At 57.4% G+C, this 20,842-nt stretch carries 14 protein-coding genes; 6 read left to right on the top strand and 8 right to left on the bottom strand.

Features of this window, described 5'->3' with window-relative positions; translation table 11 throughout:
• Positions 1-2: 2 nt before the first annotated feature.
• Positions 3-2,999: a cyclic nucleotide-binding domain-containing protein gene (locus ACR3FC_RS05675; RefSeq protein WP_480476821.1), complete on the bottom strand. Its 2,997-nt coding sequence runs from the start codon at positions 2,997-2,999 to the stop codon at positions 3-5.
• Positions 3,000-3,243: 244 nt separating this feature from the next.
• Between ACR3FC_RS05675 and ACR3FC_RS05680 the strand changes: the two genes are divergently transcribed.
• Positions 3,244-3,606: a DUF3307 domain-containing protein gene (locus ACR3FC_RS05680; protein WP_480473810.1), complete on the top strand. Its 363-nt coding sequence runs from the start codon at positions 3,244-3,246 to the stop codon at positions 3,604-3,606.
• Positions 3,607-3,727: 121 nt separating this feature from the next.
• Here ACR3FC_RS05680 and ACR3FC_RS05685 read toward each other — a convergent pair whose 3' ends face one another.
• The 6 genes from ACR3FC_RS05685 to ACR3FC_RS05710 form a co-directional block, all read right to left on the bottom strand.
• Positions 3,728-5,032, bottom strand: coding sequence for an NAD(P)/FAD-dependent oxidoreductase (locus ACR3FC_RS05685; protein WP_480473811.1), 1,305 nt, complete (start codon positions 5,030-5,032; stop codon positions 3,728-3,730).
• The gene (locus ACR3FC_RS05690) at positions 5,029-5,703 is read right to left on the bottom strand and encodes a TetR/AcrR family transcriptional regulator (RefSeq protein ID WP_480473812.1); all 675 of its coding nucleotides are present in this window, start codon (positions 5,701-5,703) and stop codon (positions 5,029-5,031) included. Before ACR3FC_RS05690 ends, ACR3FC_RS05685 begins: the two co-directional genes overlap by 4 nt.
• The gene (locus ACR3FC_RS05695; protein ID WP_480473813.1) at positions 5,704-7,242 is read right to left on the bottom strand and encodes a trimethylamine methyltransferase family protein; all 1,539 of its coding nucleotides are present in this window, start codon (positions 7,240-7,242) and stop codon (positions 5,704-5,706) included.
• Between the two features lie 2 nt (positions 7,243-7,244).
• On the bottom strand, positions 7,245-9,647 hold the full coding sequence (locus ACR3FC_RS05700) for a GcvT family protein (protein ID WP_480473814.1): 2,403 nt from the start codon (positions 9,645-9,647) through the stop codon (positions 7,245-7,247).
• A 110-nt stretch (positions 9,648-9,757) separates the two neighbouring features.
• Positions 9,758-10,387 carry a glutathione S-transferase family protein gene (locus tag ACR3FC_RS05705; RefSeq protein ID WP_480473815.1) on the bottom strand — a complete coding sequence of 210 codons (630 nt, stop codon included), beginning with the start codon at positions 10,385-10,387 and terminating at the stop codon, positions 9,758-9,760.
• Positions 10,388-10,406: 19 nt separating this feature from the next.
• A complete protein-coding gene (locus ACR3FC_RS05710) occupies positions 10,407-10,904 on the bottom strand; it encodes a class I SAM-dependent methyltransferase (protein WP_480473816.1) in 498 nt (165 codons plus the stop codon).
• Positions 10,905-11,137: 233 nt separating this feature from the next.
• On the opposite strand from ACR3FC_RS05710, the gene ACR3FC_RS05715 reads away from it, so the two are divergent.
• The 5 genes from ACR3FC_RS05715 to ACR3FC_RS05735 are packed head-to-tail and all read left to right on the top strand — an operon-like array spanning position 11,138 to position 18,362.
• Positions 11,138-12,910 carry an ABC transporter ATP-binding protein gene (locus ACR3FC_RS05715; RefSeq protein ID WP_480473817.1) on the top strand — a complete coding sequence of 591 codons (1,773 nt, stop codon included), beginning with the start codon at positions 11,138-11,140 and terminating at the stop codon, positions 12,908-12,910.
• Positions 12,903-14,816, top strand: coding sequence for an ABC transporter substrate-binding protein (locus tag ACR3FC_RS05720; protein ID WP_480473818.1), 1,914 nt, complete (start codon positions 12,903-12,905; stop codon positions 14,814-14,816). Before ACR3FC_RS05715 ends, ACR3FC_RS05720 begins: the two co-directional genes overlap by 8 nt.
• Positions 14,817-14,830: 14 nt before the next feature.
• Positions 14,831-15,859 (top strand): ABC transporter permease, encoded by a 1,029-nt coding sequence (locus tag ACR3FC_RS05725; protein ID WP_480473819.1) that lies wholly within the window; start codon positions 14,831-14,833, stop codon positions 15,857-15,859.
• Positions 15,856-17,010, top strand: a complete 1,155-nt coding sequence (locus ACR3FC_RS05730) for an ABC transporter permease (protein ID WP_480473820.1) — start codon at positions 15,856-15,858, stop codon at positions 17,008-17,010. The genes ACR3FC_RS05725 and ACR3FC_RS05730 overlap by 4 nt, the downstream gene beginning before the upstream one ends.
• Positions 17,007-18,362: a CoA transferase gene (locus ACR3FC_RS05735; RefSeq protein ID WP_480473821.1), complete on the top strand. Its 1,356-nt coding sequence runs from the start codon at positions 17,007-17,009 to the stop codon at positions 18,360-18,362. The genes ACR3FC_RS05730 and ACR3FC_RS05735 overlap by 4 nt, the downstream gene beginning before the upstream one ends.
• Before the next feature lie 57 nt (positions 18,363-18,419).
• Here ACR3FC_RS05735 and ACR3FC_RS05740 read toward each other — a convergent pair whose 3' ends face one another.
• Positions 18,420-20,801 (bottom strand): mechanosensitive ion channel domain-containing protein, encoded by a 2,382-nt coding sequence (locus ACR3FC_RS05740; RefSeq protein WP_480473822.1) that lies wholly within the window; start codon positions 20,799-20,801, stop codon positions 18,420-18,422.
• Positions 20,802-20,842: the final 41 nt, after the last annotated feature.

A 20,842-nucleotide genomic window follows, 5' to 3' on the forward strand; every position in this document is an offset into this window, starting at 1 on the left:
GCCTAATTGGACACGTAACCGGCGATCACCTGCATCAGCTTGAACGCGGTTGCCGCATCGTTTTCCACAACGGCCAGGAATTCTTCCTCACCGATCCTAAGGCAGGATAGTTGTGTTTCGGCCACCATGCTCAGCGCGCGTGGTTCTTTGCGGATCAGACCAAGTTCACCCACCAATGCGCCCGGCCCCACGGTGGTGATCAACTGATCGGGTCCATCTTCCTGTGGCAGGTACAGGCCTGCCTCTCCCTCCAGCACTACATAAGCGCCATCGGTGGGCTGATCATCTTTCAGGAACACCACCTGCCCAGGCTTGGCATCGAACCATTGCGCCCCAAAAGCCAGAAGGCGCAATTGCCTCCGGTCCAGACCTGAAAACAAGGGGGTCTGCTCCAGCGCGCGCAGTTTCCGCGCCAGATCTGCTGAAGATGCGCTGTCTTTTCCCACGTCTACCGGTCCTCCATCCGAGACGACACGACCTTGCCGGATTTCCACGAACATGTCGAATACGTCCGGGTTTTCGAAATGGTCATTGAGGTAGAACACCGTGGCATCCGGCAGCAACTCGCGCAGCTTCTTGTAAACCGATACCTGCGTTTTCATGTCGTAACTGGCCAATGCCTGCTCCAGGATCAGGATATCTGGCTTCTTGATTGTCGCGCGGGTAAACGCCAGCGGTTCGGCAAAAACCGCCGGAAGGCTCTGCCCACCCAAAGCAACCGGAATGTCATAAATCAGCTCGACCACCAAAGGACGCGCGCCGTTCTCCTCCAACACGTCGACAATGACCTTGCGGGCCTCATCCGATCGCGCGCCGCCTATCTGGCTGACCTTGCCGAACAGCGCGTTTTCCATGACCGTCAATCCAGGCGCGAAATCTTCCGGATCCAGCGGAACAAATGCGTCCTTGAGGCTTTCCAACAGCTTATCCGAATGACTCTGCCTCAGTTCCAGAATGCGGTCTTTCAGCTCATCCGTGAAAGCCGGGCCAATCTGCTCAGCCGAGACGACGAAAGGCACGGCCAACATACTGGCCAGCTGTTCGTCATCCAGCCCTGATGTTCCCTCTTTGCGGGTCTGTTCAACCAGCTCCACAGCTGCCTCATAAGTCTTTGCATCAAGACCCAGCTTGCGGAACAACGGATGGTCGGTTCCGTCGAACCCGAAGATCTGTCGCAGCATCTCGATCACGTCACGGGTCAGGGCGATCAGCGTCTCATCCAGCCCCAGCTCTCGCAACTGCATGAGGAAAACCTTCTGCCGGGCAAGCAACGCCTGCGTCACCGGCACGCGGGGCGTCGCAAAAAGCAGGTTCTCGGCAACAGGCAGCGCCGGGTTGTAAGCATTCCGGTCGAATATCAGCGCCTGCTGCTCAAGACCCGCGTCATGGACCGCCTGCCGCACAAGCGGGCGCAGCTCGACCAGTTTCCTTGCCAGTTCGCAGTGTTCGGTCGCAACAAAGCTTTGTTCGGCACCGCGCCGAAACAAGGCTGCACCAGACCCCATTCCATCAATCAGCTGCAACCACCAGTCGCGCAACGCCGTCGCGTCTTCAAACCCGGCCAGCGCCGGGTCAAGCCATTCCACCCTGAACGGATCCATGCTGTTTCCAGCCCGCAAAGTCTCGGCAAAATCAGGGTCGTCTGAGGATTCAGCCAAGGGTTTGAATCGCATCGGCATCATCACGTTGTCACCCAACGTTCCCTGAAACATGACCGGGCGGGACGTTGCGTACCCGATACGCGCGGCCACAACGCCCTGATGCAGATCTGCCAGGTTCAGATCCCCAACCTGAACCGTGCCGGCAGCGGGCAAAATCTCGCGGGTCAGCAGCTCACCCATGGCGCGCCGATCCTCTTCGCTGGGTGCGGCGATACCAATCGTCTTGCCACCGGGAAAAGTAAGATTCAGATCATCCAGCACCTGATTTCCGTCCATGTCGCGAACTGAAACGTGATTCAACACGATATCGCCGCTCAGGTGGGGGCGCTCTGCTAGTTCGCCCTCGAACAGCACTTCATCCTTCAATCCGGCCGGATCGAAACGGTCAACGACGATTTCCCAGCGCAACGACATGTCCTGGGTTTGGTTGTAATAGGTCAACAGCTCTTTCCAGGGTGAGCTCAGATCCTTGTACGCCGCTAGCGCGGCAACCAATGCCCCCAGCGAAACCGAACCCTGCAACACCAGAAGGCCACCAATCAGGTAGAACATGAATGGTGTCAGCTGCGAGATGAAGTTGTTTATGAACTTCATAAAGAACTTCTTCTGGTAAATCTCAAAGCGGATCGTGAAAAGCCGCCCCAATTGATCGGAAACCATAGCCCTGCGATAGCGCCAACCGCCATTGCTGCGTAGGGTTGACGCCCCTGCCGCGTTTTCGCCGATCTGGGCAGCCAACGCCCGTACTTCCTGAATGCGTTTCTTGTTCAACAGGTTGATCTGACGTTGTAATTTGGGGATTAACCAGGCCTGTACCGGGATCAGGGCGACAGCGGCCAGCCCGAACCAAAAGCTTTGCAAGAACAAGAAAGAAAGGATGGTGATCATCTGACCGGCTTGCAGAACCGGCTGGCTGATCGCATCGCCCATCAGCCCCCCCATTGGTTCGCTTTCAGCCGTGATCATCGAGACCATTTCGCCTTGGCTGACCCGTTCGAAATAAGGTTGCGGAAAAAGAAGCGCGCGGCTGACCAGCTGATACCGAAACCGTCGCAGCATGCGTTCGCTCAGCACACCCTTCATGGTGTTGATGCGCATTTTCATCAGCCCGTGCGCCAGCACGGCAGCCAGGAAAGCAAAACACAAAATAATCAGGAAATTCGTCTGTGAAAGCGTATAACCCCAGACATCCACTTCGGCCGTTGTCGAACCGATTGCGTCGTTGATGATACGCTTGGGCAACTCCAGCGTAAGATAGAGCAACGGAAACAACGTCGCCGTCACAGCCAGCAGGATCAGCTGATCACGTTTGGAGTATTTCCAGATAAAGCGGAAAATCGTGCGTTCTATGGAACCTGCCCCTACTGCTGGCCGATAACACGGCCCGGACGCCGTGCGCCCAAATTCAACAGTTTGAATTTACTGCCATACTGACACGTTATGCAAATTTTTTCCCTCCTGAGAATTTTCTTTATCTTATGTGAACTAGTTCATTTACGCATGGCCGTGTTATTGCCTAAAGTCGGTTTTGAACGATATCGGGAGGGTTCTTTTGACTGCCAGTATTGGCGCAGTGCTACTTATGCTTTGCCTTTTACAGATTAAGCATATGTTCGCTGACTACTACCTCCAGACACCGAAGATGCTCTCTGGCAGAGGCGAGTATTTTCACTTGGGACGCGCGCAGCATGCAGCAGTTCATGTTGCGGGCTCTGTCATCGTGTTTGCCGCTTTCGGCGCGCCGCTTTTGTTTATCCTGATTGTCGAATTGCTTGAATGGGTTATTCACTTCAATATCGATTTCGTGAAAGCCAGCTATTCAGACAAGAAACAACTTGAGCCCACGCAGGCCGCATTCTGGCGTGCGGCTGGGCTGGATCAGTGCCTGCACAACCTGACCTATGTGGCGATGGTCTGGGCCTGGGTCACCTTCGCGGCAACGTAACTAACATCAGGGTATACTGTCCGTTTCGCAGCCTGGAAGCTATGCGCCGATCCTTCGGTCGGTCATAGCGAGGTAAGCTGTAAACCTGCCCCGCTCGACTTTGATTGTTGCAAAAACCCGACTAGCCCAGAACCGAAAAGCTGCTTTCCTCATTGATCGGGCGCTTGCGTGAGTAAAAGCCCACGTCGATGATCCGTTTGATATAAGGCAGTTCGAATTGCAACGGTTCCGCGTCGTGATCCGCTCCGCCTTCGCAATACGCGATCAGTGCCGCCATCATTTTACCCGCAATCGGTGCATTCTTATACTGGTTCCCGCTGGACCCGCAGGCCATGTAAAACCCCGGCAAGCTGGATTTGTCATAGATCGGAATCCAGTCAGTAGAGGCATCGTAAAGGTCAACCACGCCCCGCGTTTTTGATGGAATACCAAGGCTGGGTACACGCTGCGCGTATCGCATGGCCTGTGTGGTCCATTGGTTCGTGAACTCTCGGTTATAGGTGACATCATCCTCGCACCATTGATGCGGATCGCATTCCGGGTCCTCAGATCCCACAAGGATGTGATTGCCGTGTTCCGGGCGGCAATAGCAGGCGATGTCGCTGTCCGAGACGATGGTTCCGTCGTTTTCAAAGTCGAACCCCTCCGGGGCAGGGACATGCACGACCTCTTGCCGCAGGGGGCGGGTTTTGATGGTCATGTCGCCCAGAACGCCTGCCATCCCATTGATGATAGCCGAGCCCGGCCCGGCCACGTTCACGACAACCCTTGCGCGGATTTCTTCGCCCGAGGCCAGCTTGACTCCGGAAACGCGACCATCTTCGGTCAGGATCTCGGTAACTTCGGCACTGGTGCGGACCTCGGCCCCGTGCTGTTTGGCAGCATCCATCAGGTTTTGCGCCGACAAGGCCGGGTCGGTGACATATCCCGCCTGCGGCCAGTACACTCCACCCGTCATCTTTCGCCCGTTGGGCTGGCCGAATTCCGGGTCATCCATGCGGCGCGCCGGGGCAAAGCTGTCCAACGAATAAACCGGCAGGCGTTCAACCACTTTTTCCCCCGACCATTCTTCGAACGGGCAATCCAGTTCTGATGAATTGCGCATGTGCTTTTCCAGCATCCCGTTCGCCTCGGTCTTCATGACCAGGCAGCCGGTTTCCCTGAACTGAGCCAGATTGGCCCCCTCTGGCAGTCCAAGATAGTCAGCCCAGTCGCGCCAGTAATGATAGCCTTCCCAGGCAAACGCCGTTCCGTCGAAGGTGGAATAATGCATCCGGATGATCGCGCAGGACCCGGCGGTTGAACCGTGCCCAACCTGTGCGTTGCGATCCAGAGACAGGGTTTTCCAGCCCGCCTTGGACATTTCGAACGCGATGGCCGCGCCGATCACACCTGTGCCAATGATGATTGCGTCTGGTTGACTCATGTCGGGTCTCCTTTCCAGTAGCGCCGGGAATATGCGCTGAATTCTTCAACTTCTTCGGGTTTCGGTTCAACGCCCGTAAAGGCGTATAGGTAATGCGGCACCATCGAGATCCGCGTCTCGAAGGGTTCGTTCAATTGTGCCAGATCATATCCGATCTGCATGTAATACAGCACGCGCGCACGTGTTTCGGACTCGATTTCGGAATAGCCGTATCTGGCGAACATCGCGTGCAAAGCTTCAAGTCGCCGTGTGTCTGACTGGTCCAGCGCACGGCGTACTTTGCCCGATTTACGCGCCCAGTCGCGCACGGCAAAATCCAATGCGGTGTCAAACAAGTCCGTGTTGACCACACAACGATGCACATTGCAGACCGCGCCCGTTATCGTTTCGGCTGGTGCTTCGGCCTGTTTTACAAGCGCAACCGTATTGGTCGCCTGCCACCGCGCCAGCAGTGCATCCAAAAGTTCCTGTCTGGACTTGAAGTACCAGTAGAAGGATGAACGTGACACGGCCATCCGCTCGGCCAGGTTAAGAACCTTGATCTGGTCCACCCCGTCCGAAATCAGCACGTCCATCGCTACGTTCAGCCAGTCGTCGCGGGTGACCTTGACATTGCCGATCAGGGGCTCGGCCTCGGGATCATCGCGGTGAAGGATAGGTTTGTTGTTCATTCAACTCTCCGGTGGCGCCCCGCCCTCGGCGGTGCGACGTGCGATAAAGTCCTGCAATGCACCAAAACGATCATTGTCTATGGCAGGGGCCTTGAAATCGTTCAGGATACCCTGCCAAACCCCCGTTGCACGTTGGTTGGCATCTGTTGAACCGCGTTCGGTCCATGTGCCGAAATTGGCGTAGTCATGGACATGCGGTTGATAGAACTCGGTGGTGTAGCGCTCCATCGTCTGGGGGCAGGCAAAGAAATGACCGCCAGGCGCGACCTCACTTAAAGCGGTATCAAAGCCAATCTCGGCGGACCCCGCCTGCGCGCCCGCGCAAAGCTCGGCCACCATGTTCAGCACCTCGGCATCGCAGACCAGCTTTTCGAAGGATACGGTCAATCCCCCTTCCAGCCAGCCCGCGGAATGAATGATCACAGTCGCCCCGGCCATCAGGCAACCCCAAAGGCCAAACTGGTTCTCATTCGCCGCTTGCACGTCGTTGCTGTTTGACGCTGACCCTGCCGCCGACCGCCAGGGCAGGCCAAGGTGACGCGCCAGTTGGCCTGCGGCCAGTGATGCCTGAAAATGCGAGGGCGTCCCGAATGCAGGTGCACCGGATTTCATGTCCACATTGCTGGTGAACGTGCCGTAACACACCGGAGCGCCCGGTCTGGCCAGCTGCGCCAAGGTCAGCGCGGCCAGCGTCTCGGCATGGGACAGGGTGATTGCCCCGGCCACGGTGATCGGCGCCATCGCCCCCATCAGGGTGAACGGTGTGATGATCGACATCTGACCATGGCGCGCGAAGTCAATCAGACCTTGCGCCATGGGAATGTCCAACGTGCGCGGGCTGTTTGTGTTGATGATCGTGTAACAATGCGCGTTGCCCCGGAACTCATCATCCGACAGACCTCGCGCCGTGGACAGCATCTCAAAGCAATCCATGACCTGCGGCGTACCGCGCGAGAAGAAGAACGGGAACTTGTCGGTCAGTTCCATCTGTGCCTGCGTCGTGAAGTAGTGGCGCAGATGCGTCGGTACGTCCTGAGGTTCAACCTGAGGAGAGATCATCTGGAACACATCGAAATGATGGGTGAGCTTCAGAAACTCCAGATAATCCTGACCTGTCGCCGGGCGGCGACCACGTTCCAGATCGGTTGCGTTCGGCGCGCCTGCCCCCGGTTGAAACACCAGCGAACCCAGTTCCAGAGTGAAATCCCGATGCCGTGAACCGGCACGACAAGCAATAGATTTGGGGGCCGAGGCAACGGCAGCCTCAACCATCTCGCGCCCAATAAAGACCATCTCACTGTCTTCATCCACGCGCGCGCCACCCTGCTTGAACAGCTTGCGCGCCTCGGGAAGCAGGGTCTTTACACCCAACTCCTCGAGCGTACGCAACGCTGTCTCGTGCATGTCCGCAATCTGGTCAGCCGGGAACACCTCCATCAATGGGAAAGGGTTCCTAAGCTGGCGATAGTTCACGTCGCGGCTGGGCTGCGGGGCAGCCTCGCCCCCTCGCCTTCGGCGTCGTCGGTCCGGAGCGGCCATGATCAGCCCCGCATCGCTTTGCCCTGAGGGTCGTAGGGCGACGGCGCAATTACTCGCGCCGGACATTCCACACCCACCACATGGACAGACAGTTCCGTACCCGGGTCCACCTTGTCACGGTCAATCAAGGCCATCGCCAACGACTTGCCGATGTGGTGCCCATAACCGCCTGAAGTCACAAAACCCACGCGTTCGCCATTGGCCCAGACCGGCTCATACCCGCTGGCATCGGCGTCCAACGCATCGATTTCCAGTGTTACCTGTACCTGCGCCGGGCCATTGCCATCCCGTTCGGCCAAAGCGGCCTTCTTGCCGATGAACTCCTTGTCCCAGTCGATCCAGCGATCCATGCCGGTCATGCCGGGTGTGTAAGCCTGCGTGAACTCTGCCGACCAGATGCCAAAGCTTTTCTCAAGCCGCGTTGACAGCATCGCATTGAATCCGCACTCGCGGATTCCCTCTTCTGAACCCTCTTCCAGTAAAATGCGGCGCAGCTTGATGTGATCGCCATAGCGACAGTTGATTTCATACCCTTTTTCGCCGGTCACCGACATGCGGGCCACGCGGGCACGGACCAGGCCGATGTCGAAATCACCGCAGCCCATGAATTTCAGGTTTGAGATATCCTGTTCGGCCAGTTTCTCGACCACCGCCTGCGATTTCGGTCCGACCACGGCAAACCCGCAATACTCCTCTCCCAGGTCGCGGACGGTGACCCCATCCATCATATGATCGTTGAACCATCGCATATGCCAGGCGCGCAGGTAATAGCTGCCCATGATCCACCAGGTGCCATCGCCCCAATTCAACACGGTCAGATCGCCTTTGAGCCGCCCGTCTTCGCCCAGCATCGGCGCCAGTTTGGCACGACCCGGGGCGGGTAGTTTCGAAGCCATAACGTTATCCAGCCACGCTTTGGCATTGGGACCGGAAACCTCAAAGCGGGAAAAGCCCGTGATATCCATCAGGCCCACGCCCTCACGGATGGTCCTGCATTCAGCCGCCACGATGTCGTGCGCGTTCGAACGTTTGAGAGTTGGCGTTTCCTCGAACCTTTTGGGTGCGAAATACAACGGCACCTCCAGATCCCAGCTGACGCCCCATTTGCATCCGGCCTCAGTCATCGCGTCATGCGCCGGAGCCATCTTCAACGGGCGACCCGCAGGCAATTGTTCGTTCGGGTAGGTCATCACGAAGCGGCGCGAATAGAACTGGCCAGTGGTTTCACGGATATACCGCTTGTTCTGTGCGAAATCCCCATAGCGCGCCACATCCATCGGCCAGGCATCCGCTTCGGGCTCGCCATGGATCATCCATTCGGCCAGTGTTTTCCCAACGCCACCACCTTGCAGGAACCCCGCCATGACCGCACAGGCCGTCCAATACCCTCGTTTGCCCGGAACCGGACCAACCAGCGGGTTACCATCCGGCGAGAACGTGAACGCACCATTGACCCATGTCTTGATGCCCACGTTCTGGATCGACGGATACCGCTCGAAGCCCAATGTCAGCTCGTTCTCGATCCGGTCAAGCTGTTCCTGAAACAGTTCCTCGCCATAGTTCCACGGCGCGCCATCCATCGCCCAGTGTTCGTGATCGACCTCGTAGATCCCCACCAGAACGCCCTTCTGGTCCTGCCGCATATAGGTGAATCCTTCGAGGTCCACAGTCATCGGCATCTCGAAATCTGCCTGCGCGACTTCGGGCACCGTGTCTGTGATCAGATAGTGGTGCTTCAACGGTGAGACTGGCAGCTCTACCCCTGCCATGCGCCCAACCTGCTTGGCCCAGAGCCCGGCCGCGTTGACCACATGTTCACAGGTGATCGTGCCCTTATCGGTCACCACCTGCCAGCCATCCGCCGTCTGGATCAATTCCTCGACCTTGGTTTCCTCATAATATTCGGCACCACGTTTCCTGGCCGCAGTAGCATAAGCCTGAACAGTACCTGTTGTATCGATATACCCCTCGCGATCCGCCCACATCGCGCCCAAAACACCGTCGGTTGACATGATCGGGCAGCGTCTCTGTGCCTCTTGCGGGGTCAGCAATTCGCAGTCGTCAATACCGATGGACTGGAAGATGCGGTAATTGGCCTGCAACCACTCCCAGCGTTCAGGCGTACCGGCCAAAGTCAGGCCACCGGTCATATGCAAACCGATATTCTGGCCCGATTCTTTTTCGATCTCACTCAGCAGGTCGATTGTGTAGGCCTGCAACGAGGCCATGTTTGGATCCGCGTTCAGGGCATGGATGCCGCCCGCCGCGTGCCATGACGATCCCGAAGCCAGCCGCCGCCTTTCCAGCATGACCACATCCGACCAGCCGAATTTGGCCAGATGATACAGAACCGAGGCACCAACGACGCCCCCACCAATGACCACTACGCGATATTGGGATTTCATCCCGACCTCCCTGAACAGAATCTTGGAAGACGCTAATAGCACTGTTCAGTTCTGTCTAGACATTTCTGTACAGTGCGGAATGAGAGAACTCTACCTATTGCTTTGCAAACCTAAAGCTGCGCGCTTGGGCGGGCTTTCACGCTTTCAAACCAGACCTGCGTGTTCGTATTGCCGTCCGGTATCCGCATCTTTATGACGCGCGCGAAATCGACAAAAACAAAAGTGGATATATCCGCCAGAGTGAATACATCGCTAGCGACATACGCGCTTTGCATCAGCCGCGCCTCCAGCAGCTCGAAAAACGACGCAACCCGCTCGCGCCCACGTAGCGCCAGCTCAGGGATCTGCGCATGGTTAACAGGGCCGGGAATAGCACGGTCTTTGAACGCCGGGTGGCTGTTGCGCAAAGCCTCAGCGATGGGCGCACCGCCCTGCTGCTCGGCAATTGCGTTCCACATCAAGACCAACCCTTTTTCATCAGCGGTACGGCCCATTAAGGACGGCTCGGGGAAACGCGCTTCAAGATACGCGGCGATGCCAAGATTTTCGGTCAGGACTGCGCCTTCATCCGTTACCAGAACCGGGATTGTGGCCCGGGGGTTCACTGCACGAAACTCAGCGCTCAACTGCGCGCCCTTAGCAATCGAGATTTCGTGCGTTTCGATGTCCAACCCTTTTTCCGCGATGAACATGCGAGCACGGCGCGGGTTTGGGGCCGTAGAGCAATCGTAGAATATCATGCAGGCCCCTTCTCTCTGGTCAGCGCCGATAGATGAAACAGCGCCCTTCGACGGCACCCTCGGGCAACGGCATTTCCTCCAGCCGCTCGAAATACATCCGGTCGCTTGATACCATTAATCCACCCGGTGCCAGCAATGGCTCGATCAACGGGGAAACAAGCCGCGCAAAGATGTCGTTCTTTTCGCGATTATGCCCCCCAAGATCTGCATGGATCAGGCTTGCTGTCGGTCCAAACCTGTCGACCGCCGCTGGCAGCGTCTCGCGCACATCTCCCAAAATCACCCGATCCTCGGGCGGGGTTGAATCGGGGTGCGAAGCCACCGCGCGTTCGAACACAAAGACAGGGCGTCCATCGATGTGCTGCACAAGATGATGATAGGTGCGCCCATTGCCCAGACCCAGTTCAAACACCGGACCTGCCATGCCTGCCGTTTGCGCAATCGCGTGATCCAGACAGGCGCGCTGTGACACCATTCGATCGATAAACAAGTCCAGACGGCTTTGATTCTTGGACACCGGTAAATATCTCCTTGATACCAATCGAAAGCATAGATGCCCCCGACGCCGCCTTAGATGACAAATTCTCAAGACTTTGTGTAGCGACGAAGCCCAAAGTTTCACATTTTCGCGACATTTCAGCCCAAGAACGGGTTTGACTAGACAGGCGGAACCGCGCGACACTGGCGAAAAAATCACGGGGAGTTGAAACGACCGATGTCACCAAGCGGCCAAACGGTTGGAAAGCCTGCATGAGCGCGTTGTTGTGCGTCAGAGACCTCAGCATCGGCTTTGGTGCGGGAAGTTCCGTGGTCGCGGATGTGAACTTTGATGTCAAACCAGGGGAAACCTTGGCGCTGGTCGGTGAATCGGGATCGGGTAAAACCATCACGTGCCGGGCCGTCTTGCGGATTCTGCCGCGAACGGCCCAGATACGCAGCGGCACGATAACTTTGAATGATTCCAAGGGCACATGTAACCTGACAGCGGTCACCGAACGGGAAATGCGCGGCATTCGTGGCAATCGCGTTTCGATGATCTTTCAGGAACCAATGCGATCACTGTCACCTCTGCACAAGATTGGGAATCAGGTCAGTGAAGTCCTGTGGCTGCATCGTGGGCTTTCCGAGTCTGAAGCGCGCAAAAAGGTCCTGACGCAGTTCGAGCGCGTGGGTTTTCCAGATCCACAGCGCGCCTATGACTCCTACCCGTTCGAGCTGTCGGGCGGAATGCGCCAACGCGCCATGATTGCGATGGCCATGGTATCCAAACCCGAGTTGCTGATCGCGGACGAGCCAACCACCGCGCTGGATGTGACCACTCAGGCTCAGGTTCTGGGGCTGATCAAGGAATTGCAGCGCGAGACTGGCATGGCGCTTATTCTGGTTACCCATGATCTGGGCGTGGTTGCCAACATGGCCGAACAGGTTGTGGTCATGCACAAGGGCCGCATCATGGAGGCCGGCCCGGCCGCACCAATCCTGACCTCCCCGGCGCATCCATATACCAAACAACTGTTTGATGCTGCGCCGGAAATTCCAGATCAGGCTTCTGTGGGCATACCGATGCCGGACGACGATCTGATCCTTCAGATGAAGGGCGTCTCAAAGACCTACACGATGCGGTCCAGTAAAGGGTGGCAGGCCGACAAGGAAATCTATGCGTGCAAAGGGGTCGATCTGAATCTTGCACGTGGCAAGACGCTGGCCATTGTTGGTGAAAGCGGATCAGGTAAAACGACAGCCGCGCGGATCGCGTTGGGTGCGGAACTGCCCGATCCCGGCGGAGAAGTCCTGTTCCGCACCGCGCCGAATGCCGATCCCGTCACGGTGCACAACATGACCCGCGCCCAGCGCACGGCGTTTCAGCGCAATGCGCAGATGGTGTTTCAGGATCCCTACAGCTCGCTCAGCCCGCGGATGCGCATTCAGGACGCGATGACTGAGCCGCTGGAAATTCACCGCATCGGAACAACCGCCGAGCAGCGCGACAAGGCCGCCGAGATGTTGCAGCGCGTCGGCCTGACAGCCGACATGCTGAAACGCTATCCACACGCCTTTTCGGGGGGGCAGCGGCAACGTCTGTCGATAGCACGCGCCATGATGCTCGACCCGCAGCTCATCGTGTGTGACGAACCCACCTCGGCGCTGGATGTATCGGTACAGGGGCAGATTCTGACCCTGTTGGAAAATCTACAGGACAGCCTGAATCTGTCCTATCTGTTCATCTCGCACGATCTGGCCGTTGTTGCACGGATCGCCGACGAAGTTGCCGTGATGCGTCGAGGCCTGATCGTCGAGCAAGCACCACCCGAAACTCTTTTCTACAATCCGCGCCACCCCTACACCAAAGCGCTGATTGCCGCTCAACCCGAACCCGACATCAATCGCCCGATCGACCTGCAAGTGGTTTCCTTGGGCGCCGGCGCGCCGGACAGTTGGGATGAAGCCTTTCGTTTCTCGGACACCGTGATACCCTCATTGGTGGAATTGGAACCGGGCCATAAGGTACGTTGCCATGTTTAAGACCACTCGCCCCCTGATCCTGGCCGCTTCGCTGGCGTTCATCGGGATGCTGCCCGCCACGGCCGAGACGATCCCGACGCCGCAGGAAAGCGCGTTCTGGAACGCGGAAGTAGAAGCGGGCAATCTTCCTCCCGTTCAAGAGCGCCTGCCCAAGGACCCGCTGATTGTCGATCTGGCAGCAAAGGGGCGCGAGTTTGGCAAACAGGGCGGCACCCTGCGCACCATGATCACGCGCTCCAAAGATATCCGCCAGATGGTTGTCTATGGCTATGCCCGGCTGGTCGGTTTCGACCAGAACTACGAGATTATCCCCGATTTGCTGGCGTCGTTTGAAAACGAAGACGGCCGCAAATTCACCCTGAAACTGCGCGAAGGGCACAAATGGTCCGACGGCTCTCCGTTTACGTCGGAAGATTTCCGCTATTGGTGGGAAGACGTTGCCAACAACAAATTGCTCAGCCCGTCAGGCCCGCCGGATTTTCTGATAGTCGAAGGCAAATCACCCACTGTTACCTTCCCGGATGAAACCACTGTGATTTTCGAATGGGAGGACCCAAACCCGGGTTTTCTACAATCGCTGGCTCAGGCAAGACCGCCCTTTATCTATCGTCCCGCAGCGTTCCTGAAACGATATCACGAGAAATATGCCGAGCCTGAGGAACTTGCCTTTCTGGTCGACGATGCCCGCGTCAAAAGCTGGGCCGCGCTGCACAACAAGCTCGACAACCTGTACAAATTCGACAATCACGAATTGCCCACGTTGCAACCTTGGCTGAACGCAAGTTCCGGCAAGAAAATCCGCCACAATTTCGTACGTAACCCCTATTACCACCGTATCGACAGCAAAGGGGTTCAGCTGCCCTATATCGATGTGGTCGAGATGGAGATCGTTGCCCCCGGTCTGGTTGCCGCCAAAACCAATGCAGGGGAAAGCGACCTGCAAGGTCGGGGCCTGGATTTCCGCGACGCTTCCATCCTGAAAAAAGGCGAGGCGCAAGGCGGCTACAAGACATTACTGTGGAAAACCGGCGTTGCATCGCAAATCGCGATCTATCCGAACCTCAATTTCGAGGATGACGCCTGGCGCGAAGTGTTGCGTGACGTCCGTGTGCGGCGCGCCCTGTCCCTTGCCATCGACCGCGAGACAATCAACCAAGCTTTGTATTTCAAGCTTGCGCACCCCGGTGCAATGTCGGTTCTGCCTGCCTCGCCCTTTTACGATGAAAGGAATGCCACCGCCTGGGCCAGTTACGATGTCGGCCAGGCCAATGCGTTGCTGGATGAGGTCGGCCTGACCGAGCGCGACAAGAACGGTGTCCGTTTGTTACCGGATGGCCGCCCTATGGAACTGGTGATCGAAACTGCTGGTGAGCGGCAAGAGGTTGAAAACGCCTTGCAAATCGTCACCGACACCTGGCGTGAGATCGGGGTCAAGCTGGTCATGCGCCCATTGGATCGCGATATCCTGCGCAACCGGGTGTTTGCCGGCAACTCGATGGCATCGGTCTGGTATGGATGGGATGACGGCATCCCGCAGGCACACACGTCTCCAACCTATCTGGCGCCCACCGATCAGGTATTCCTGGCCTGGCCAAAATGGGGCCAGTTCTACCAGACAGGTGGTGAAGCCGGGGAAGCCCCCGACATGCCCGAGGCAGAACGTCTGATGCAACTGGCCCATAACTGGGAGGTCGCCACAACGGACGACGAACGCAAGGAAATCTGGACGGAAATGCTTAAAATCCACGCCGATCAGCTTTATGCCATTGGTATCCTGAATGGAGCACCCCAACCCATTGTCGTGTCGAACCGTCTGCGCAATGTGCCGGAACAGGCCATGTGGGCATGGGAGCCCGGTGCGCATTTCGGCGTTCACCGCCCGGACGAGTTCTTTTTCGCCGACTAAGCAGGAGCAGCTAAATGGTCATGCTGCGCTATGCGGTGTATCGCTTTTTCACGATGCTGCTGACATTGTTGGTGGTCTCGGTCCTGATCTTCATAATCATCAACCTGCCGCCCGGTGATTACCTGAGCAACCAGATTGCCGAGCTTCAGGCCTCGGGCCAGTCAGCGGGTGTCGCCAAGGCCGAGTTTCTGCGCGCCGAGTACGCTCTGGATCGCCCTATGTGGGAACAGTACCTGATCTGGATAGGCTTCTGGCCGGGACCACACGGATTTTCAGGTCTGATCCAAGGCAATTACGGCTGGTCCTTTGAGTTCGACCGGCCTGTATCGGAAATCGTAGGCGACACGCTTTGGTTGACGGTCGTCGTCAACCTTGCCGCGATCCTGTTTGTATATGCCGTTGCCCTTCCCCTGGGTGTTATTGCTGCGGCGCGATCACGGACGTGGATTGATTATACCTCGGCCTTTGTGGGTTATCTGGGGTTGGCGACCCCAAACTTCCTGCTGGCCTTGATCTTGTTCTACTACGGGCATCGGTATTTCAACCTGCCTATCGGCGGTCTGATGGACCCCCAATTCGAAGGTCAGCCGCTGAGTTGGGACAAGATGAAATCCATTCTCATCCACCTGATCGTTCCGACTTTTGTCATCGGAACCTCGGGCGCATCGGCGATGATGCAGCGCCTGCGGGCAAATATGCTCGACGAACTGGGGAAGCCCTATGTGGAAACGGCCATTGCCAAGGGCATGGCCCCGTCGCGGATGCTAACAAAATATCCGTTGCGCGTGGCATTCAACCCGTTCGTTGCGGACATCGGTAACCTTCTGCCATCAATGGTGTCAGGATCGGTTCTGGTTTCAGTCGTTCTGGGCTTGCAAACCATCGGGCCGACTTTGCTGACAGCACTGAAAACGCAGGATCAATTCCTGTCCGCATTCATCCTGATGTTTGTCGCGCTGCTGACGCTTATCGGCACGATGATCTCGGATATTCTGCTGGTCATGCTGGATCCCCGCATACGGTATGAGGGGCGCGAAGCATGACCGAACGTCCTGACAATCGCTACGTCGATGACGCGCCTTTTGATCCGCAGGCATCGATACAGCAACTGGAACGCGCCGATCTGGATGCCCCAAACTGGGTGTTGGTCTGGCGCAAGTTCCGCACACATAAGCTGGGCCTGATCTCGGGTATCTTCCTGCTGCTGTGCTACCTGATGCTGCCGTTTGCCGGTTTCATCGCGCCGTATGGCCCTAATGACCGGAACGGAGAGCATCTGTACGCGCCACCACAATCCGTGAACTGGTTTTACGACGGCGCTTTTATCGGCCCCCATGTTTTTCCAATCGTCGCCGAGGCGGATCTGGAAACCTTCCAGTGGAAGTTCGTCCCTGACACTGATGACCCGCGCCCGATCCGGTTCTTCTGTGAAGGATCCGAATATCGACTTGCAGGTTTTATCAAGACAGATACGCATCTTTTCTGCGCGCCGGATGGTGCCACTTTGTTCCTGTGGGGTTCCGACAGGTTGGGGCGCGATATCTTCAGCCGCATCCTCTATGGCGCGCAGTTGTCGCTGACCGTGGGTCTGATCGGTATTTCGGTATCGTTCTTTCTGGGTATCCTGTTCGGTTCGATGGCGGGTTATTTCGGTGGGCGCATCGACTGGGTCATCAACCGGGTCATCGAAATCCTGCGCTCGCTGCCGGAATTGCCGCTGTGGCTGGCACTGTCTGCCGCCGTGCCTTCGAATTGGAGCCCGGTTGCCGTATTCTTCATCATTTCGATCATCCTCGGTATCCTCGACTGGCCCGGGCTGGCGCGTTCGGTCCGTGCCAAGTTCCTGTCCCTGCGCGAGGAAGAATACGTGCGGGCCGCAGAAATGATGGGCGCAAGCTCGGGCCGGGTGATCCGCAAGCACTTGTTGCCGAATTTCATGTCTCATTTGATTGCATCTGCCACCCTGTCGATCCCGGCAATGATCCTTGGGGAAACCGCGCTCAGCTTTCTTGGCCTGGGCCTTCGTGCACCAGCGGTAAGCTGGGGAGTGATGCTGAATGACGCGCAAAACCTCGCGTCGATCGAGATCTATCCCTGGACGGCAATCCCGATGCTGCCGATCATCGTAATCGTACTGGCCTTTAACTTTCTAGGTGACGGATTGCGCGACAGCCTGGATCCTTATCAGCAATGAGCCTTCTTGCCACCCTTCCGGCTGCCGACCGATATCGCAGGGTCGGCACAGGCGCTCTGCCAAGTGCTTTTGCCGTTTCCGAACTGGCGACGGCCAGCTTTGCAGCCGTTGGGCAAGAGATGTCCCGCTTTATGCAGGCGCTGAACCTGACCCAGAAAGCACCCGAGATCGTCGTCGACCATCGGCTGGCATCCTTGTGGTTCGGCTATTCCTTCAAGCCTGATGGATGGGAAATGCCGAACCTTTGGGATTCGGTCGCGGGGGATTACAGGGCTTCTGATGGGTGGATCAGGTTGCACACCAACCTGCCACGCCATCGCGCGGCAGCGATGAAGGTTCTTGGAACGCTGCCAGAGCGTGACGCTGTGGCAAAAGCCGTCAGAACCCGGGCCATATCCGATTTGGAAACCGATATTGTGGCCGAAGGCGGCGTGGCCGCTGCCATGCGCAGCCGGACCGAATGGCTTGAACATCCGCAGGGCCGCGCTGTATCGCGCGACCCGCTGATTGGTTGGCAAGGCCCCCGGTACGTCAAGCTGCGCGAGAGGCCGCAGGCAACCTCTGCAAGACCTCTTGCCGGGTTGCGCGTTCTTGACCTGACACGCGTTCTCGCGGGTCCGGTATCGACACGCACATTGGCCGGTTTCGGGGCCGAGGTTTTGCGGATCGATCCGCCCGGTTGGGACGAACCCGGTGTGATCCCTGACATTTCACTAGGCAAACACTGCTCTTATCTCGATCTGAAATCGACCAATGGAATGGAACGGCTGCAAGAGCTTTTGTCCCAGGCCGATGTATTCGTGCACGGGTACCGGCCCGGCGCTTTGGACGCGCTGGGCCTGACCCGTGCTAAGCGCGATGAACTGGCTCCGAACAGGGTCGAGGTGACGCTGAATGCCTATGGCTTGCAAGGCCCCTGGTCGAACCGGCGCGGCTTTGACAGCCTTGTGCAGATGAGCGCGGGAATTGCGCATACGGGCATGGGTTGGGCTGACGCAGACAAACCAACGCCATTGCCGGTTCAGGCTTTGGACCACGCAACCGGCTACCTGATGGCCGCCGCCGTCCTTTCCGCATTGGCCGAGGCCGCGTCGGGCAATTCCATCATGCATGCGCATCTGTCCCTTGCCCGCACCGCCGAGCTTTTGGCGATTCTCGGCAAAGACGACGTCGAGGCTGAGCCCATTCGCCCGATGCCCACGGATTACTCCCCTTCAACAGAAGCCTCGGGCTGGGGACCGGGGCACCGCCTCAAACCAGCGCTAAGCCTCGGTGAAACTGTGCTGCAATGGGATTTACCGGCGTCGAAACTGGGTACATCTGACCCGGTCTGGCCCTTCGTTTCCAACTGACCTCACGCTTTCGGGGCACCTCATCCGAGACTCAACACAAAGCGGCGGCGGGACTCTCTACCGGTCGTCGCCATCCGGCCCGATATCGTCCAGATAGTCCTCGTCAATTGCGGCCTGAACAGCCCCTGTCACGGCCTCACGCTGTTTTGGTGTCAGGTCTTCCGCCTCTTTGCCATCTGCCAATCTTACAGTGACCTCGCGATGCGCAAACTTGATCCCCTCTCGCGCGAACAGCTCGCGAATGTCCTGATAGACCTTTTTGCGAACCAGCCACTGGTCGCCGGGTTTCGTCATGAACTTGACCCGGATGATCATCGCTGAATCCTGCATCTCGATCACGCCCTGTGACTTCAGCGGTTGGATGAAATTGTCTCCGATTACGGGATCGGCCAACAGTTCCTGACCCAGTTTCTTGATCAATTTGCGAACCTTCTCGACATCGGTGTCATAGGTCACGCGTAGCGGCAGCTTCATGATCACCCAATCGCGCGAATAGTTGGTCAGCACTTTGATCTCGCCAAAGGGAATGGTGTTCAGCGCACCCAGATGGTGACGCAGTTGCATGGACCTGACCGAGATTTTCTCGACCGTCCCTTTCACATCCCCAATGTCGATATATTCCCCTTTCCGGAACGCATCATCCAGCAGGAAGAATGCGCCGGAAAAAATGTCGCGCACCAGCGTTTGCGACCCGAAACCCACGGCCAGACCAACCACACCGGCACCCGCAAAAAGCGGGCTGACATTGATACCCAGTTCCATCAGGACAATCAGTACGATCGTGACCACGACAACGGCCAGAATTGCGCCCCGGAAAAGTGGCAACAACGTTGCCAGACGGCTTTGCCCGCCTTCCCCGCCTTCGTCGCCCAGTTCAACCTCGGTGCCATCGTCGGATTCTTCAGCGATCTTGCTGTCGATCCAGATCCGAAAGAAATGAAACAGGATGTACCCGATAAACAGGACGACCATCACATCCAGCGCACGTTCTACCGGCAGATCCTCGCTCCAGTCCGCGTTCGGGTACCATATCACGACAAGCGCATAAGCCCCGAGCACGAAAGCCAGAATTCCGGCTACCCGGCGGGCCAGGTCTTCATAAGTCAGAAGATGCTGCTTCGGCTGTTCAGCCTCGGGTATATCCGCCGCCATGACGCCTTCATCCGCTGCCTCGGCTTCCCCGTTTATTTCGCTAATCATGCGCGAGCGGTCAAAATACCGCTCCAGCAGGTAGTTCATTGCACCATAGGCCACGACCACGGACATGAAGATCAGATAGCTGCTTGCAATCAACGGCAGCGGTGTCGGATGCTCCAGCGCCAGATCAACAGCCAGACGGAACCAGCTGAACACGACATAGATGATCAATGCCGGCGCCCAGCCAAATGACACAAACCGCAGCAGCCAAGACACCTGTTCGGATGCCCGCCCACCCCGGATCGCGTTCGAGATGGCACGGGCGTTGAATAGGATCATCAGAATATTACCCAGCGCGCCCAGCATCGTCAGACCGCCATACACCATGGCGTAGACATTGTAGTTCAGCCCAAAATCAGCGACCCAGGTGGAAAACAGGACGACCGAAATATCATAGGTCGCCAGCACGGACGCCCAGATGTACAGCCTGCGCGCATTCTTGTCCGAAAAGGGCGGTAATCGATATTGGCTCAGATAAGGCGACAGGACCATGCGCCACAGGTCCGACACCGTGCGCGACAGGAAAAAAGCCGTAAAGATGGCGGTGATCGTGAACTGGACCGAGATATCCTCGGCCTCGCCAAAGATCAGATACCCGACGATCAAAGCCATGATCATTGCAAAGACCGTAGCACCGATCCCCATCAGGAACCGGAACAGCAGGAACGGCATCTTTTCCCGATAACCCTGTGGTTCGTCCTTGATCCGCGCCACCACCCAGCGGCGCGCGAACCGTTTCCCGTAAATCTCGATCGACAGCCACCGCCCAAGTAACAGGAACAGGATATTCCAGCCCAACACCTCGACATAGGTCTGGATACGGCCATCTGGGCTGGTCTGGCGCAGGATGTACTGTACTTCAAAAATAGAATAGGGCAGCGCCTCGAGACGGGAATTCATCGACTCGCGGAATTTCGAGAACCGCTCTTGCGCCTTCATCAGCTGCGAACCGTCACCCATCGGGTTGCTCGAATCGCTGTCCGCGCCCCCCGAACCTGCATCCTTTCCACCTGCCGTTGTCACAACCTGACCGGCACTGTCGATGACAATGACACTCGCGCCTGCATCGCTGGCAGCACGGATTGCAGCGGCCAAATCACTTTCCTTGTCGGTCCCGGACGAACTGCCCGACCCGGAAGAATATCCGGGAATCAAGGACGTCTGCGCCAATGCACCAGTGGGAACGCTCAGGAAAATGGCCCACAACGCCAAAAAAAATACGGCCGGAAAGTTATTTCGCATTGGGTCTTGCATCCAGTTTTTGCCGATATTGGCCAGATTAC

Source organism: Ruegeria sp. AF3, from assembly GCF_056536285.1.

What these genes read in the sequence shown, in the direction of transcription:
- ACR3FC_RS05705 (WP_480473815.1), bottom strand. Translation starts at nt 10,387, where the DNA reads ATGATATTCTACGATTGCTCTACGGCCCCAAACCCGCGCCGTGCTCGC.
- ACR3FC_RS05690 (WP_480473812.1), bottom strand. Translation starts at nt 5,703, where the DNA reads ATGAACAACAAACCTATCCTTCACCGCGATGATCCCGAGGCCGAGCCC.
- ACR3FC_RS05720 (WP_480473818.1), top strand. Translation starts at nt 12,903, where the DNA reads ATGTTTAAGACCACTCGCCCCCTGATCCTGGCCGCTTCGCTGGCGTTC.
- ACR3FC_RS05700 (WP_480473814.1), bottom strand. Translation starts at nt 9,647, where the DNA reads ATGAAATCCCAATATCGCGTAGTGGTCATTGGTGGGGGCGTCGTTGGT.
- ACR3FC_RS05715 (WP_480473817.1), top strand. Translation starts at nt 11,138, where the DNA reads ATGAGCGCGTTGTTGTGCGTCAGAGACCTCAGCATCGGCTTTGGTGCG.
- ACR3FC_RS05725 (WP_480473819.1), top strand. Translation starts at nt 14,831, where the DNA reads ATGGTCATGCTGCGCTATGCGGTGTATCGCTTTTTCACGATGCTGCTG.
- ACR3FC_RS05680 (WP_480473810.1), top strand. Translation starts at nt 3,244, where the DNA reads ATGCTTTGCCTTTTACAGATTAAGCATATGTTCGCTGACTACTACCTC.
- ACR3FC_RS05685 (WP_480473811.1), bottom strand. Translation starts at nt 5,032, where the DNA reads ATGAGTCAACCAGACGCAATCATCATTGGCACAGGTGTGATCGGCGCG.
- ACR3FC_RS05695 (WP_480473813.1), bottom strand. Translation starts at nt 7,242, where the DNA reads ATGGCCGCTCCGGACCGACGACGCCGAAGGCGAGGGGGCGAGGCTGCC.
- ACR3FC_RS05730 (WP_480473820.1), top strand. Translation starts at nt 15,856, where the DNA reads ATGACCGAACGTCCTGACAATCGCTACGTCGATGACGCGCCTTTTGAT.
- ACR3FC_RS05735 (WP_480473821.1), top strand. Translation starts at nt 17,007, where the DNA reads ATGAGCCTTCTTGCCACCCTTCCGGCTGCCGACCGATATCGCAGGGTC.
- ACR3FC_RS05740 (WP_480473822.1), bottom strand. Translation starts at nt 20,801, where the DNA reads ATGCGAAATAACTTTCCGGCCGTATTTTTTTTGGCGTTGTGGGCCATT.